The 15,610-nt window shown below is 64.5% G+C and carries 14 protein-coding genes; 2 read left to right on the top strand and 12 right to left on the bottom strand.

Annotated features, from left to right (window positions below; genetic code table 11):
- Positions 1-15 precede the first annotated feature (15 nt).
- Complete coding sequence (locus P9220_RS25510) at positions 16-1,092, bottom strand: ABC transporter ATP-binding protein (protein WP_309768631.1); 1,077 nt, start codon at positions 1,090-1,092, stop codon at positions 16-18.
- A gap of 100 nt (positions 1,093-1,192) precedes the next feature.
- Here P9220_RS25510 and P9220_RS25515 point away from each other — a divergent pair, with 100 nt between their 5' ends.
- A complete protein-coding gene (locus tag P9220_RS25515; RefSeq protein WP_309768632.1) occupies positions 1,193-2,164 on the top strand; it encodes a LysR family transcriptional regulator in 972 nt (323 codons plus the stop codon).
- Here the strand turns inward: P9220_RS25515 and P9220_RS25520 are convergent.
- The 11 genes from P9220_RS25520 to P9220_RS25570 all read right to left on the bottom strand — a co-directional run bounded on the left by P9220_RS25520 (position 2,078) and on the right by P9220_RS25570 (position 14,491).
- On the bottom strand, positions 2,078-2,494 hold the full coding sequence (locus tag P9220_RS25520; protein ID WP_309768633.1) for an AraC family transcriptional regulator: 417 nt from the start codon (positions 2,492-2,494) through the stop codon (positions 2,078-2,080). The two genes, P9220_RS25515 and P9220_RS25520, sit on opposite strands and share 87 nt — an antisense overlap.
- Positions 2,491-3,660, bottom strand: coding sequence for an FAD-dependent oxidoreductase (locus tag P9220_RS25525; protein ID WP_309768634.1), 1,170 nt, complete (start codon positions 3,658-3,660; stop codon positions 2,491-2,493). The genes P9220_RS25520 and P9220_RS25525 overlap by 4 nt, the downstream gene beginning before the upstream one ends.
- The gene (locus P9220_RS25530; protein ID WP_309768635.1) at positions 3,657-5,045 is read right to left on the bottom strand and encodes an FAD/NAD(P)-binding oxidoreductase; all 1,389 of its coding nucleotides are present in this window, start codon (positions 5,043-5,045) and stop codon (positions 3,657-3,659) included. The genes P9220_RS25525 and P9220_RS25530 overlap by 4 nt, the downstream gene beginning before the upstream one ends.
- Positions 5,030-5,341, bottom strand: a complete 312-nt coding sequence (locus P9220_RS25535; RefSeq protein WP_309768636.1) for a (2Fe-2S)-binding protein — start codon at positions 5,339-5,341, stop codon at positions 5,030-5,032. Before P9220_RS25535 ends, P9220_RS25530 begins: the two co-directional genes overlap by 16 nt.
- Positions 5,338-7,173 (bottom strand): ABC transporter ATP-binding protein, encoded by a 1,836-nt coding sequence (locus P9220_RS25540; RefSeq protein ID WP_309768637.1) that lies wholly within the window; start codon positions 7,171-7,173, stop codon positions 5,338-5,340. The genes P9220_RS25535 and P9220_RS25540 overlap by 4 nt, the downstream gene beginning before the upstream one ends.
- Positions 7,170-8,102, bottom strand: a complete 933-nt coding sequence (locus P9220_RS25545; RefSeq protein WP_309768638.1) for an ABC transporter permease — start codon at positions 8,100-8,102, stop codon at positions 7,170-7,172. Before P9220_RS25545 ends, P9220_RS25540 begins: the two co-directional genes overlap by 4 nt.
- Positions 8,099-9,055, bottom strand: a complete 957-nt coding sequence (locus P9220_RS25550) for an ABC transporter permease (RefSeq protein WP_309768639.1) — start codon at positions 9,053-9,055, stop codon at positions 8,099-8,101. The genes P9220_RS25545 and P9220_RS25550 overlap by 4 nt, the downstream gene beginning before the upstream one ends.
- A gap of 88 nt (positions 9,056-9,143) precedes the next feature.
- On the bottom strand, positions 9,144-10,766 hold the full coding sequence (locus P9220_RS25555; RefSeq protein ID WP_309768640.1) for an ABC transporter substrate-binding protein: 1,623 nt from the start codon (positions 10,764-10,766) through the stop codon (positions 9,144-9,146).
- 76 nt (positions 10,767-10,842) lie between these two features.
- Entirely contained in the window at positions 10,843-12,117 is a 1,275-nt protein-coding gene (locus tag P9220_RS25560; RefSeq protein WP_309768641.1) for an FAD-binding oxidoreductase, read from the bottom strand.
- Positions 12,118-12,144: 27 nt separating this feature from the next.
- Complete coding sequence (locus P9220_RS25565) at positions 12,145-12,813, bottom strand: haloacid dehalogenase type II (RefSeq protein ID WP_309768642.1); 669 nt, start codon at positions 12,811-12,813, stop codon at positions 12,145-12,147.
- Between the two features lie 199 nt (positions 12,814-13,012).
- The gene (locus P9220_RS25570) at positions 13,013-14,491 is read right to left on the bottom strand and encodes an aldehyde dehydrogenase family protein (RefSeq protein WP_309768643.1); all 1,479 of its coding nucleotides are present in this window, start codon (positions 14,489-14,491) and stop codon (positions 13,013-13,015) included.
- Between the two features lie 246 nt (positions 14,492-14,737).
- On the opposite strand from P9220_RS25570, the gene P9220_RS25575 reads away from it, so the two are divergent.
- Positions 14,738-15,610, top strand: coding sequence for a GNAT family N-acetyltransferase (locus tag P9220_RS25575; RefSeq protein ID WP_404980232.1), 873 nt, complete (start codon positions 14,738-14,740; stop codon positions 15,608-15,610).

A 15,610-nucleotide genomic window follows, 5' to 3' on the forward strand; every position in this document is an offset into this window, starting at 1 on the left:
GGCGGTGAATGGAAATCAGGCTGCGACTACGATCGTGTCTTGCGGATCGAGCGCCACGGTCATCGATGCACCCGGCGCGGGAATCCGCTTGCGGGCATCGTGACCGCCCGGCTGGCGAAGACTGATCGCGGTGCCGTCGGGCAAGGCCGCGAACACACGCAGGCTCTCGACCTGATACAGCACTTCGGTGACGCGGCACGAAAGCCGGTTGGCATGTGCATGACGATTCTCGCCGTCGATGACGAGCTTTTCCGTTTGCACCGCCAGCAACAGCTTCGGCGCGTGCGGCAGCGGATGCGCCGTGCGCAGGATGATGTCGCCGAGCCGCACGGCATCGTCGCCGGCGCGCGTGACGTCGAGCATCGTTGCTTCGCCGATGAAGCTCGCGACGAACGCATCGCAGGGGCGGTCGTAAAGGCGCTCGGGCGTATCGATCTGCACGAGCCTGCCGTCCTTCAACACCGCGACGCGATCGCTCATCGTGAGCGCCTCGCGCTGATCGTGCGTCACGTTGACGATGGTCGCGCCGAGCTGCCGATGCAGCCTGCGCAATTCGATCTGCATGGTCTCGCGCAATTGCTTGTCGAGCGCGGACAGCGGTTCGTCCATCAGAATCAGTTGCGGCTCGAAGACGATTGCCCGCGCCAGTGCGACGCGCTGCTTCTGCCCGCCCGAAAGCTGATGAATGCTGCGGCTCTCATAGCCTTTGAGCTCGACCATCGCGAGCGCATCGGCCACGCGCCTGGCCCATGTCGACTTCGGCTCGCGACGCGCACGCAGCGAGAACGCGACGTTCTCGCCGACCGTCATATGCGGAAAGAGCGCGTAGTTCTGAAAGACGATGCCGATGTTCCGCTTGTGCGGCGGCGCGAATGTAATGTCACGCTCGCCGACCCATACGCTGCCCGAAGTCGGCTGCACGAAGCCGCCGAGAATGCCGAGCAGCGTCGTCTTGCCCGAGCCCGAAGGCCCGAGCAGCGAGACGAATTCGCCGGGCGCGATATCGAGCGACACGTCATCGAGCGCAGTCACCGCGCCATAGCGCCTGGTGGCGGACCTGATCGACACTCCGGTTTTTGCGCGTGCGTCCATGGCATTCGTCTCGTCGAAAAGAGAGAGGTTGGGAAAATACTAAGTCGCGATGTTTTTGACGGCAATTCCAAAATTGTTGGATCGGGCATAACATCAAGTCATGCCTAACCTTCGAAAGAAACTGCCCAGCGCAAACGCGCTCTTCGTGTTCGAAGCGGCCGCGCGCTGCGGCAACTTCACGCGTGCCGCGCAAGAGCTTTATGTGAGCCAGCCTGCGGTCAGCCGCATGCTCGCACGCATGGAAGACCATATCGGCGTGCGGCTTTTCGAGCGCGTGCGCGGCGGCATCGAACTCACGGAAAGCGGCGAGATTCTTTATCGGAAGATATCGGAGGGTTTTAGCGGCATAGAAGGCGCCATACGTGAAATCGAAGCGCGTGCAACGGGCATCGAAACCGTGACGTTGTCGGTGTCCACCGGATTCACCACGCACTGGCTCATGCCGCGCATGAGCCGTCTTAATGAGGCGTTTCCTTCCATCGACCTGCGCTTTCAGTTGATTTCCGGGCGCATAGGCGGGCCGCTCGTCGACGTCGATCTCGGCATGCGCTTCGTACACGACGACGAGATTGACGAAAACGCCGTGCTCGTGATGCCCGAGATGCTTTTGCCGGTGTGCAACCCGCGTTATCACGAACTTGCAAAGACGCAAGCGGCGCGCGCTCACGGCGACACGGTCATCGTGATGGACGACGAAGAACGCGGCTGGCACGAGCGCTTTCATGCGTTCGCATCGAAACAGCGCCATGCGGCCGGCATGCTGCGTTTCAACGACTATGCGATCGTCGTGCAGGCGGCCTTGCTCGGTCAAGGCATCGCGCTCGGCTGGCTCAACGTGACATCGCACTGGCTCGCGCAAGGCGCGCTCGTGCCGGCCGAAGAAGAGCTGATCGTCACGAGCCGGCGCTGTTGCCTGCTTACGCCGCCGAACCGGCCGGTAAGGCCCATCGTCGCGGACGTGCGTGAATGGATCATTCAGGAAGCATCAAGCGACATGCGCACGGTCGAACGCACTTATCCGGGGCTCGGCTTGCGCCACGCGCTTCAACAGACCGGCATCGAACTCGGCTGAACGCGCCTTCTCGCGCGTGCGTTCGATGAACGCGCTCGGCGTCATTCCGCAAAGACGCTTGAAATGCCGCGCGAGATGGCTCTGATCGAAGAAGCCCACTTCGGTGGCCACGACCGATCCCGGCACGCCCGCGAGCAACAGGGTCTGCGCGCGGCGCACGCGCAGCTCGCACAGATACTTGTAGGGCGACAGCCCGAATTGCTCGCGAAACACGGTTGCGAAGCGCGATACGCTCAATGCCGACAGATCCGCGAGTTGCGCGAGACTCACGGTCTTGTCGAAATTGCTTTCGATGTAGGCGAGTGCGTCGACCAGATTGGCTTGGCTCATGGCGAAGTCTCGGAAGTGACCGGTTCTGCGTGCGTCGGGGATGACCGTTGAAATCGTCTGACGGAGAACGATGAAAGATCGATGGACGTGCTGCCCGTATCGAGCAATTCGGCAAGCGTTTCGCCGACGCCCGGCCCGATCTGAAAGCCCGATCCGCTGAAGCCGAACGCATAGAAAAGGCCATCGACTTTCGAACTCGGACCGATGACCGGTTCCGAATCCGGCAGATAGCTTTCCACGCCGCTCCATACGCGGATCACATGCAGCGGCCGCATCGCGGGCACCATGCGAAGAAACTGCGCCATCTGCGCGACGGTGTTCTCGGGCAACACGGATGCGCGCCGCGTGAGCGCATCGGCGGGACCAGGCGGGCCGCCGCCCAGCACGATATTGCCGCGCGCCACCTGCCGGTAATACACGCTCTCTTGCTTGATCGACGTATAAACGCCCATCGACGCGCTGAGCACGTAGGGCACCGGTTCGGTCACGGCCATTTGCGGTCCGCGCGCGACGAGCGGCACGGGTTCCCCGGCTTGCGTGCAGAGCGTATCGGCCCACGCGCCCGCGCACACCAGCACTTGTTCCGCGCGATACACCTCGCCCGCCGCACTCTCCACGCGAAAGCCGCCCGCTTCCTTTTCGATGCGAACCACTTCCGTGTTTTCGACGATGCGCGCCCCGAGCCGCGACGCCGCGCGTCCGAACGCGGGCGCGGCAAGCCGGGGATTCGCATGACCGTCCAGAGGCGAAACGGATGCCGCGAGCACATCGCGGCCCAGATGCGGAAAGCGCTTGAACATGGCCGCGCCGTCCAGCACTTCGAGATCGAGTCCATAGGCGCGCGCATCGGCGGCATAGCGATGAAAGTATTCCGCGTCATGCGCGTGATAGCACACGCGCGTATGACCCGACGGCATGAACTCGACATCCTCGCCCAGCAATTCGCGCGAGCGCCGCCATGTTTCGAGCGCGCGGTTGGACATCGCAAGCTGTTCGAGCGCGCGCCCTTGCCGCCGCACGCCGCCGAAGTTGACGCCGCTGGCCTGCTGCCCGGTCAGGCCGCGCTCGAGAAGGATCACCGATCGCTGGCGGCGGCGCAGAAAGAAAGCCGTCGCCGTGCCTATGATTCCGCCGCCGATCACGATGACATCGGCCCGATCGCTCATTCGCTCGTCTCCATGTTTTCTTGCGTCGTGACTGCCATGGGCAGCGGCTTGACGGGCGCTTGTCCGCGCAACCGGCCGACTGCTTCGAGCGGCACGCGCGCCTCGGCTGCGATCACTTCAGCGCCTGCGTGTGCACAAAAGCGGCCCTGGCAACGGCCCATGCCGACGCGTGAAAATGCCTTCGCGCGATTCGCTTCGGTCGCGCCCATCTCGTTCACGACGCGCCGCAACTCGCCTGCGGTGATCGCCTCGCATCGGCAAACGATGGTCTCGTCCGGCAGTGCGGCGGCGAATCGCGCAGGCCAGGGAAACGCGGTGCGCAGGCCCGCCGCGAAGCGCGTGAAGCGCTGCAATTGCATGCGCAAGCGGCCAGCTTCGTGTTCGTTGCGCGTCACGCCGATATCCGTCAACGCGGCCAATGCAGCGAGACGTCCTGCGTGTTCGGCGGCATCGGCGCCACGCACGCGCGCGCCATCGCCCGCCAGATAGACGCCCTTCACGCTGCTGCGGCCGTCTTCATCGGCGACGGGAAGCCATTGCTGCAAGTCTTGATCGAAGCGGAACTGGCAGCCGGCCAAGTCCGCAAGCTGGGTCTCGGAGCGAAGGTGATAACCGAGCGCGACCGCATCGCATGGCACTTGCAGCGTCGCGCCATTGGCCTTTTTAACGCGCAGGCTCTGCACACCGTTCTCCGGCGTTCCTTCGATGGCGAGCGGCGTAATGCCGCGATGAACCGGCACGCGGGCGTCCCTGAGCACGCGCATCAACGCGATGCCTTTCTTCAGCGCCGACGGTATGGCAAGGAGCTGCGGCAATGCGCGCACACGATGAGAGAACGTCGATGTATCGAGCACGGCGCCGACCGTCGCGCCCGCCTTCACGTATTGCGCGGCGACCAGATACAGCAGCGGACCCGTGCCCATCATCACGACGCGCGAGCCGATTGCGCAACCCTGCGACTTCAACGCGACCTGTGCACCGCCGAGGCTGTACGTGCCCGCGTGATGCCAGCCGGGAACCGGCATCAGCCGGTCCGTCGCGCCGCTGCAGATGATGAGCGCATCGAACGCCAGCTTGCGATGGCGCGCACCGCACACCACATGCACCGCATTCGGCTCGATGTTCCACACGAGCGTATCGGGCACATAGTCGATGTTCGCGCGCAACGCGTCGAAGTCCCGATGCAGTGACCGCGCGCGGTCCGCTTCCGTTCCATAGAGCGTTTCGTATGTGCGCGTGAAACCTTCGGGCTGCCGGCGATAAATCTGCCCGCCATCGCGCCTGCCTTCGTCGATGACCACCGGACGCAAGCCCGCTTCGACGAGCGCCTGCGCGGCCCGCACGCCCGCCGGTCCCGCGCCGATCACGATTACAGTCGCGGCCATAGGCCCTCCGTGTGCGCGAGCCGCGTGACGATGGACATGCCTTCGACCGCCGGCGTCGTGCATGCGCGCACGCGTTCGCCGTCCGCGGTCCACACCCAGCAGTCCTGACACGCGCCCATCACGCAGAAGCCGGCGCGCCGGCCATCGCCGAACTCGGAATCGCGCAAGGCTTCCTGCGATGTCAGCAATGCAACCATCAACGTATCGCCTTCCGCTGCGAGCGCGTGCTTTCCATCGATAAGGATGGCGAACGTTCTGCGCCCTTGCTCCGCGACTCGCACGAAACGTCCGCTCATGCCGTCACCGTGTCGGGCGACTGCATGCGCGCGAGATCCTCCGCGCTGTGATGACACAGAATCTGCGCGCCCGACGGAAGCGTCTTCTTCGCGGGCGGCGTCACATTGCATCGACCGTCGATGCGCGCGGCGCAGCGCGAGCGGAAGCTGCATAGTTCATGAGCATCGCTTTCCGGTCCCATCGCGGGCAACGGAGCGAGCGCCGTCGCGCGTCGCGCATCGAGCCAGCCGGGACGCAGCGCGGGCACCGAATCGACGAGCAAGCCCGTGTACGGGTGATACGGCGGATGCGAGAGCGCATCGCGCTGGCCCGCTTCGACGCACTGGCCCGCATATAGCACGATGACGTCGTCGCAAATCGCGCGCACCGTCGATATATCGTGGCTGATGAACATGTACGACACGTGCAGTTCACGGCGCAGTTCCGCGAGCAGGTCGAGAATCGCGGCGCCGACGACCGTATCGAGCGCGGACGTCACTTCATCGCAGAGTATGAGTTCGGGATTCGCCGCGAGCGCGCGCGCAAGATTCACGCGCTGTTTCTGTCCGCCCGACAAGCCGCCCGGCTGACGCTTCGCGATGGAAGCGGGCAGCTTCACGAGATCGAGCAGTTCGAGCATGCGCTTTTGCGCCGCCGCGCCGCGCAGGCCGTGATAGAAGTTCATCGGCCGGGCAAGGATGTCCGCGATGGTGCGGCTCGGGTTCAGCGCGGTATCGGCGTTCTGGAACACGATCTGCACACGCCGGTACTGATCCAGCGTGCGCGCCGAGAGCTTCGCGGGCAACGGCTTGCCGTCGAGCAGCACGTCGCCGCGCGCGCGGTCGACGAGACCCGCGATCACGCGTGCAAGCGTCGTCTTGCCCGATCCCGATTCACCGATCACGCCGAGCGTCGCACCGCGTGCGATCTTGAGGCTCACGTCATCGAGCACGCGCACGGCGGGCACGCCGTTGGCATCGACACGGCCGTAGCCCGCGCTCAGATTGCGTATTTCGAGCAGCGGCGTCTCCTTCGCGGTATTCGTGGCGTCCAGTTCGACTTCGGGGCGGCGCGTCGCGGCAAGCAACTGGCGCGTGTACTCGTCGACGGGGGCGTCGAGCACCTGGGCCGTCGCGCCGTTTTCGCGCACGCGCCCGCCATTCAGCACGACGATGCGATCCGCCATCTGTGCGACCACAGCCAGGTCGTGCGACACGTACACCGCCGTGGTGCCGAGTTCGCGCACCACGCCCTTGAACGCGGCGAGCACTTCGATCTGCGTGGTCACATCGAGCGCGGTAGTCGGCTCATCGAACACGACGACAGCGGGATCGGTGATCAGGGCCATCGCCGCCATCAAACGCTGCAACTGCCCGCCCGACACCTGATGCGGATAGCGATCGCCAATCGTTTCGGGGTTCGGCAGCGCAAGCGAGCGAAACAGGCCGATGGCTTTGCGGCGCGCGGCGGCAGGCGTCGTCAGCTTGTGCAGCAACGCGGGCTCGGTCACCTGATCCATGATCGTGCGCGCCGGATTGAAGCCCGCGGATGCGCTCTGCGCAACATACGCGACGGTACGGGCACGCAACGCGCGACGGCCCTTTTCATCGAGCGAGAGGACATCGACATCGCCGATCTTCACCGAGCCGCCCGCGATCGAGCAACCACCGCGCGCATGGCCGAGCAGCGCCAGTGCGATCGTCGTCTTGCCCGAACCCGACTCCCCGATCAGCGCGAGCACTTCGCCCTTCTTCACCGTGAAACCGACGCCCTTCACGATTTCGACAACCGGATCGGGGGCGCTGCCCGCGACCACGCGCAAGCCCTTCACTTCGATCATGTTCGTCGTCATTGCCCGCCTCCTTGCGAACGCGCGCCGTGACGACGCAGGCTATCGATCAGCAGATTCACGCCAACGGTGAGCGTCGCGATTGCAACCGCCGGCATCAGCACCGCAGGCGCGCCTTCCGCCAGACCGCCGATGTTCTCGCGCACGAGCGATCCCCAGTCCGCATTGGGCGGCTGCACGCCGAGGCCGAGAAAGCTCAGGCCCGATAGCAGCAGCACGATGAACACGAAGCGCAGGCCGAAGTCCGCGAGCATCGGATGAATCATGTTGGGCAGCACCTCGACGCGCGCGATATAGAACAGCTTCTCGCCGCGCGCCTTCGCCACCTGCACGTATTCGAGCGTCATGATGTTGACCGCGAGCGAGCGCGAAATGCGGAACGCGCCGGGGATATAGGCGAGCGCGGCGACGGTCATCAGCATCGGAATCGACGAGCCGAATGCCGCGATCACGACGAGCGCGAGGATCTTGCTCGGGATGGAAATAAGCGCATCGAAGAGACGGCTCAGCACTTCGTCGACCCAGCGGCCGGAGACGGCGGCCACCAGTCCGAAGAACGTGCCGGTCACGCTCGCCGCGACGGTCGCGGCCAGCGCGAGACCGACCGTGTACTGCGTGCCGTAGAGAATGCGGCTCAGCATGTCGCGGCCCAGATAGTCCGTGCCGAGCAGGTGCGCCGCGCTGTACGACGCGAATATCTCCGTCGATGTGAACGCCCCGCCTTTATACGGCGCGATGACCGGCCCGACGAACGCGACCACGAGCCAGAACACGACGATCGCAAGACCGATGAGGCCGAGCACGGAAAAGCGATGCACGAGGCGGCTGAGCGCACTGCGCCTGACGGCCGCGGGCGCCGGCTCCTGCGGGGCATCGGCGGGCGGTTGGTCGTATAGCACGGTCGTGGCGTGAGAAGAGACGTTCCGGTTCATCGTTGACGCAGCCTCGGGTTGGAGACGATCTGAGCCAGATCGGCGATGAGAACGAGTGCGAGATACGCCGCGCAGAACACCATTACGCAGCCCTGCACGAGCGGCATGTCGCGGTTGGTGACGGCATCGACCATCAGGCTCGCGAGACCGGGATAGTTGAAGATGGACTCGACGATCACCACGCCGCCGAACAGATACGACAGCGACAGCGCCACCGCATTCGCAATCGGCCCGATGGTGTTCGGCAACACATGGCGCAACACCACGCGCATCGGCGATGCGCCCTTGAGCACGGCCATCTCCACATACGATGCGTTGAGCTGGTCGAGCACGGCGGCGCGCGTCATGCGCGCCATCTGCGCGACGATCACGCAGCAGAGCGTCATCACGGGCATCGCGTAAGTGCGCAGCAGCGCGCCGAACGACGATACATCCGACAGATACGACAGCGCCGGCAGCCAGCGCAGCTTCACCGCGAAGATCAGCACCGCGATGGTCGCGACGAGAAACTCGGGCACCGCGACCGTCGAAAGCGTCAGGACGTTCAGCGTGCGATCGAGCAGCGAGCCGCGATACATCGCCGAAAGAATGCCGATGGTGAGCGCGAGCGGCACCGAGACGAGCGCCGTCAGTCCCGCGAGCACGAGCGAATTCGGCAGACGCGTCGAGATCAGTTCGCTGACCGGCAGGTTGTTCGACAGCGACGTGCCGAAGTTGCCCGTCACCACATGCAGGAGCCATTGCACATAACGCGTGACGGCGGGCTGATCGAGACCGAACTGATGCCGCAGCGCTGCGACCTGCTCGGGCGTGGCCGCCTGGCCGAGCGCCTGCTGCGCGGCATCGCCCGGCAGAAGACCGGTGATGCCGAATACGATCATCGACACGATCCAGAGCGTCAGCAGCGCGAGGCCGAGGCGCGCGGCGACGAGTCGTTGCGCGTGAACTTTCATCGGATATCGCCTCTCGTTCGAAGGGTTGATATCGCGCGCCGTATCGTCGACACGTCGCGCGTCCGCCGCTATTGCACTTCCTGCACGCTCATGCCTCGAGCCACACGTTCTCCGCGAACATCCAGCCCATCAGGCCCGCGAGCGGAATGCCGCCCAGGCCCTTCAGCTTCGTCGTGTGTGCATCGAGCGAACTCTGGAACATCGGAATGCCGATGCCGCCGTCCTTGTGCACGAGCTCCTGCATGTCGCCGTAGATTTTCTTGCGCTTCGCATCGTCCGGCTCGCCGCGCGCCGCGACCAGCATCTGATCGAACTGCGCGCTCTTCCAGTTCGCTTCGTTCCACGGTGCGTCGGACTTGAAGAACTGCGTGAAGATGACGTCCGCGCTCGGGCGCGCATTGATGTTGCCGAAACCGAGCGGATGCTTCATCCAGTGATTCGACCAGTAGCCATCGGACGGCACGCGCACGACCTGCAGGTTGATGCCGGCTTGCGGCGCCACTTGCTGCATGAGCACGGCCATTTCGACGGAGCCTTCCGCCGCCGGCGATGCGTATAGCTGGATCGGCGCGTTGCCGAGCTTCGCCTTCTGGAAGTGGAACTTCGCCTTCTCGGGATCGAACGTGCGCTGCGGCAGACCGGACATGTAGTACTTGTTGCTCGGATCGATCGGCTGATCGTTGCCGATCGCGCCATAGCCGCGGAAGATGGTCTTGCGCATCTGCTCGCGATCCATCAGGTGCATCATGCCGCGCCGGAAATCCGCATTGCCGGTGATGCCGCCGTCGTCGCGCATGATGAGATCGGTGTACTGGCCGGTCTTCGTTTCGAGCACCGCAAAGCCCGGCGTCCCCTTGATGCGTTCCGTCGAACGCGCGCTCACCGCGTTGATGAGCTGCACGTCGCCCGACATCAGCGCATTCACGCGCGCCGGTTCGTCCGCGATACCGATCAGTTCCACTTCGTCCAGATGCGGCATGCCGGGCTTCCAGTACTTCTCGTTGCGCACGCCCACGGTACGCACGCCCGGTGCGAATTCCTTCAGCTTGAACGGTCCCGTGCCCACCGCCGTTTTGAAATCCGTCGTGCCGTCCTTGATGATGAGGAAGTGCGAGTCCGCGAGAATCACCGGCAGGTCCGCGTTCGCGCCCGTCAGCGTGATGGTCAGTTCGTTCGGGCCGGTCGCCTTGACCTCCTTGAACTGATCCGCGAGCGTCTTTGCCTTCGAGCCGATCGCCGGGTCCTTGTGACGCATCAGGGAATAGATCACGTCCTGCGGCGTGAGCGACTTGCCGTCGTGGAACAGCACGCCGCTGCGCAGCTTCGCGACCCACACGGTCGCGTCCTTCGTCTCGAGCGACTCGGCGAGCGCCATCTTCGCGCCGAGGTGGTTGTCGAGTTCGGTGAGACCGCTATAGAACATGAACGCGCGGGCGTAATCGGTGCCGAGCGCGCCCTTCGCGGGATCGAGCGTATCGGCTGCGGACGACGATTGCGTCGCCACGCGAATGCGGCCGCCCTGCTTCGGCTTGTCCTGTGCGAAAGCTGCGCCGCTCGCGGTGAGGAGACCCGCGCCCGTCATCGACAGCAGGCCGCCCGCGGCCATCGCGCGAAGGACGTTGCGCCGCGACGCGCCACGGCGCGTCAGTTCTTCGAGCCGCGTGCCGGCATCGGCGTGGGCGAGTGCTTCAGGCGATTTGTCGATGCTCATGGACTTCTCCGCGATAGGGGCTATGAATGTGCGGCGGCTCGTTCGGTGCTGGCCGCCTGTCTTTGCTTCCGATGCTTCAATAGAACACGTCTTTGATCGAGTAATACGCGCCGACGAGCGGCAGGAACCAGGGCTTGCCCGTGTGGCCGGGAATCGCGGGCCAGTGGAACTCGCGCCACGGGTTCGCGTCGGCGTTGCCGTTCATCACGTCGGCCATGACCTGGCCCATGTGCGTCGACATCTGCGTGCCGTGGCCGCTGTAGCCCATCGAAAAATAGATGCCGTCATGCTGGCCCGCACGCGGCAGGCGGTCCGCGGTGATATCGACGAGACCGCCCCAGCAATAGTCGATACGCACGCTGGCGAGGCTCGGAAAAATCGATGCGAGATTGCCTTGCAGAATGCGTCCGCTCTTTTCATCGGAGGGGCGCTCGGATGCGGTGAAGCGCGCGCGTCCGCCGAGCAGCAACCGCGAATCGGGCGTGACACGAAAGTAGTTGTGCATCAGGCGGCTCGTCGTGTACGAGCGGCGGTTCGGCATCAGTTGCGTCAGCCGGTCGGCGGGCAAAGGCTCGGTCACGATGATGAACGAACCGACCGGGGCCATCCTTCGCCTGTACCACGAGAACGGGCCGTGTTTCGACGGCCCCGTCGCGATCAGCACCTGCTTCGCGCGAACCGCGCCGCGCTTCGAATCGATGCGATATGCGCCGCCTTCCTTCGCGATTTCCGTTACTTCGGCATGCTCATAAAGACGCGCGCCTTGCCTGGCCGCCGCCATCGCAAGTCCGGCGGCGAACTTGCCCATGTGCATCTGGCCGCCATGACGCTGCAACAGGCCGCCGTGAAACGCGTCGGATTGCACTTCATTGCGGGCCTGCTCGCGGTCGAGCAGGTCGATGTCGGGATCGACTTCGCGGCGAATGAGTTCGGCTGTCGTCGCGATATGTTCGAGATGATGGGGCTTCGCGGCGAGCTTGAGCTTGCCTGACGCGAGGTAATCGCAATCGATGTTCTCCTCGCGAATCAGACGCTCCACCGTGCCGACGGCCGCCGCATACGCGCGATAGCAGCCCTGTGCGCGTTCGACGCCGAGCTGCGCGCGCAGCGCCGCATAGTCCTGCGCGACGCCCGTGTTGCACTGACCGCCGTTGCGCCCCGACGCGCCGCCGCCGATGCGCCCCGCATCCAGCACCACGACCGACGCGCCGCGTTTGCCCAGCGCGAGCGCCGCCGACAGACCCGTGAACCCGCCGCCGATCACCGCGACATCGGCGTGACCGTCGACCGGGCCTTCGCAGGCCGACGTCATCGAAGGCGCCGTGTCGAGCCAGTAGGAGTCGAGTTTCATCGGCATTGCTCGCGTGAAGGGGTGCGGTTACAGACCGAGTTGCGTGGCGAGATCGCCGATGGTGTCGACTTCGTAGTACTCGTAGTAAGGCGTGCCAGGCTCGTGGCCGCGCTTGACGAAAGCCTTGTGCTTGATGCCCATGTCGTGCGCGGTCATCAGGTCGTAGCGCAGGCTCGACGAAACATGCAGCACGTCTTCCGGATTGCAGTTCAACTGATCGAACATGTACTCGAAGCCCTGCATCCGCGGCTTGTACGACTGCGCCTGCTGCGCCGTGAACACGCGATGAAACGGCGCGCCCAGCTTGTCGACGTTGCTCTGAATCTGATCGTTCGATGCGTTCGACAGAATCACGAGCTTGTACTTCTTCGCAAGACGCGAGAGGCCTTCGGGCACGTCCGGATGCGGGCCCCACGTCGGCACGGCGAGATAGAATTTCTCGGCTTCCGTCTCGTTGAATTCGACGTTCATGCGCGCGCACGCGCGGCGCACCGAATTGACGATGACATCGCGATACGGCTTCCACGCACCGAGCACTTCATCGCGACGATAACCCGCGAAGAACTTGACGAATTGCTCGAGGTCGTCGCCCTTCAGGCGGTCGGCGTACATCTCGCGGGCCATGTCGGCCATGCGGAATTTCGTCAGCGTGCCGTAGCAGTCGAACGTGATGTACTTCGGCTCGAAATCGATCATGGTTTCAGTCCTGTCGTGTAATGAACCCGTCCGGAGTTCGGTGGTGAAAACAAGGAACAGCGAACTGTTGAGAAAAATTTAAACAAGGCAAAAATGACTGCTGGCGTTGAATGCATGCCTCTTTACGATACAAGTCATGCGTTTTGAAGCGCCGCGACAGCACAAAATGCGGCGTCTTTTTCGCGCACGATCGTGCGTCTCAACCGTCCGTGTCGATGAGCACGCTCTTGAAGCGCAGGTTCGCCTCGTATGACTGACGCCCCAGGTCCTTGCCGATGCCCGAGCGCTTGTAGCCGCCCGTGGGAATCACGAAATCGCTCGTGCGTCCATAGCGATTGACCCAGACGGTGCCCGCTTCGATGCCGCGCACCATGCGCAACGCGCGGCCGATATCGGCGGTATGCACGCCGGCCGCGAGCCCGTATTCCGGATGCGACGCGAGTTCGAGCGCTTCCTCTTCCGTGTCGAACGACTGCACGGTCAGCACCGGGCCGAAAATTTCGCTGCGCACGACTTCGCTCTCCTGTGTCACGTCGCATAGCAAGGTCGGCGAATAGAATGCGCCCGGCGTCGCGGCATCCGCGCGTGTGCCGCCGTGCCGCAAGGTCGCGCCGCTCGCGATGCTGCGCTGAACGATCGCATCGATGCGCTGCGCCTGCGGCTCCGAGATGATCGGCGGCAAGGTCGTGCCGGCGGCCCATGTGGGTCCCGCCTTCAGTTCGCCGAACGCCTGGGCGATACGCCCGATCACTTCGTCGGCGACCGCGCGCTGCACGAGCAGGCGCGAACCCGCCACGCATACTTGTCCCGCATTGCCGGTGATCGCGCCGGCGATGCGTCTTGCCACTTCGTCGATGCGCGGTGCATCGGCGAATACGATCTGCGGGCTCTTGCCGCCGAGTTCGAGCGTGACCGGCTTCGTGCCCGTCTCCGCGCATGCGGCCATGATCGCGGCGCCGGTGCGCGTCGAGCCGGTGAACGTGACCTTGCCGATGCGCGGATGACGCACGAGCGCATCGCCGGTCGTGCGGCCATCGCCCTGAACGACGTTGAACATGCCGGGCGGCACGCCTGCTTCGATGGCAAGCTCCGCCAGCCGCAACGCGGAGAACGGCGTCATTTCCGACGGCTTGAGCACGACCGCATTGCCCGCTGCGAGCGCGGGCGCGATCTTCCATGCGCCCATCACGAGCGGAAAATTCCACGGTGCGATCGCGCCGATCACGCCATAAGGTTCCGCGATCGTCATGCCGAGATGACGATGATCCGTCGCCGCGACGTCGCCGCCGATCTTGTCGGCAAGCTCCGCATAGAAGCGGATGCTCTCGGCGGTGAACGGCACGTCCCAGTTGTATGCGTCGCGCACCGGTCGCGTCGAACCCACGGCTTCGAGCGGCGCGAGGTTCGCTGCATCGGCAGCGATGAGATCGGCGAACTGGCGCAACACGCGTGCGCGCTCGCGTGGCGCTCGCCGCGCCCAGTCGCTTCGCCTGAACGCGGCGTATGCGTTCTGCACCGCATAGTCGATCATCGCGTCATCGGCGAGGGGCACCGATGCATACGTGAGGCCATCCGATGGCCGCCGTACATCGATGCGCGACGCGCCCGCATCGATCAGTTCGCCGCCGATGAAATGCCCGCTCCTGATGCCGATGCTGGCGGGATCGAAACGGTCCATATGCGTGAGTCCTCCTGAGGCTGCTGCGTTGGCATGACATCATCGTAGGACCGGAAGCCCGGCATATTTCGCCGACAAAATTGCCGAATCAGCACAGCGCGCGCGTTGTCGGCCCGATAACCGGCCGTTTTGCGTTGCATCACACGCGAAGGCCCGCTGGCTATGTGGGACAGGAAGATCGTCCTAGCCATGCGCGATGCGCGGTGTCACAGTCACGGTAAATGTCTTCAAGGTGAGGAGGCCGGCGTGCCCGACTCGAACAATCGCGATGTGGTCGAATACCGGGCTTTCACGCTCGACGACATCCCCGCCGGTCATGCGCTTTCCATGTCCGTCAAGTGGCGGCATCGTCTGGACGATTGGCGCTTCGCCGCGCGACTCGGCCGCGGTTTCGCCGCCGTCGACGGACAAGGCGCGCTCGTCGGCACCGCGCTCGCGTGGCAATTCGGCGAAAGCGCTGCGACGCTCGGCATGTTCATCGTGTCGCCCGAACGTCAACGGCAAGGCATCGGGCGCGGCCTGCTCGACCGTCTCATCGCGTCACACGGCTCGCGCATGCTGCTCATTCATGCATCCGAGGAAGGCAAGCCGTTGTGCACGGAGCGCGGCTTCACGCGCATCGATACCATTCATCAACATCAGGGCGCGGCCTTTCAGCCACCGCTCGTTTCACTGCCGCCCGGCGAGCGGCTTCGTCCGATCGGCGCGAAGGACACGCCCCGCCTCGCCGGCCTCGCCTCTCGCGCGACCGGCATGGATCGCACCGAGTTGATGCCGCATCTGCTCGATGTCGCGAGCGGCATCGCGCTGGATCGCGACGGCGAGCTCATCGGCTTCGCGCTTTTCCGGCGCTTCGGCGACGGTCATGTGATCGGTCCGGTGATCGCGCCCGAATCGCCGGACCAGAGCCGTGCGAAAGCACTGATCAGCTACTGGCTCGCGCTGAACGCGGGCATGTTCGTGCGCGTCGATACGCCGCTGCGTCACGGGCTTTCATCGTGGCTCGAAGGACAGGGGCTGCCGCTCGTCGATACCATCGAGCAGATGGCGCTGAACGGCACGCCATCCACCGATGAATCGCTCACGCAGTTCGCCGTCACGAGCCAGGCGCTCTGGTAG

Source organism: Caballeronia sp. LZ016, from assembly GCF_031450805.1.
Classification (GTDB): domain Bacteria; phylum Pseudomonadota; class Gammaproteobacteria; order Burkholderiales; family Burkholderiaceae; genus Caballeronia.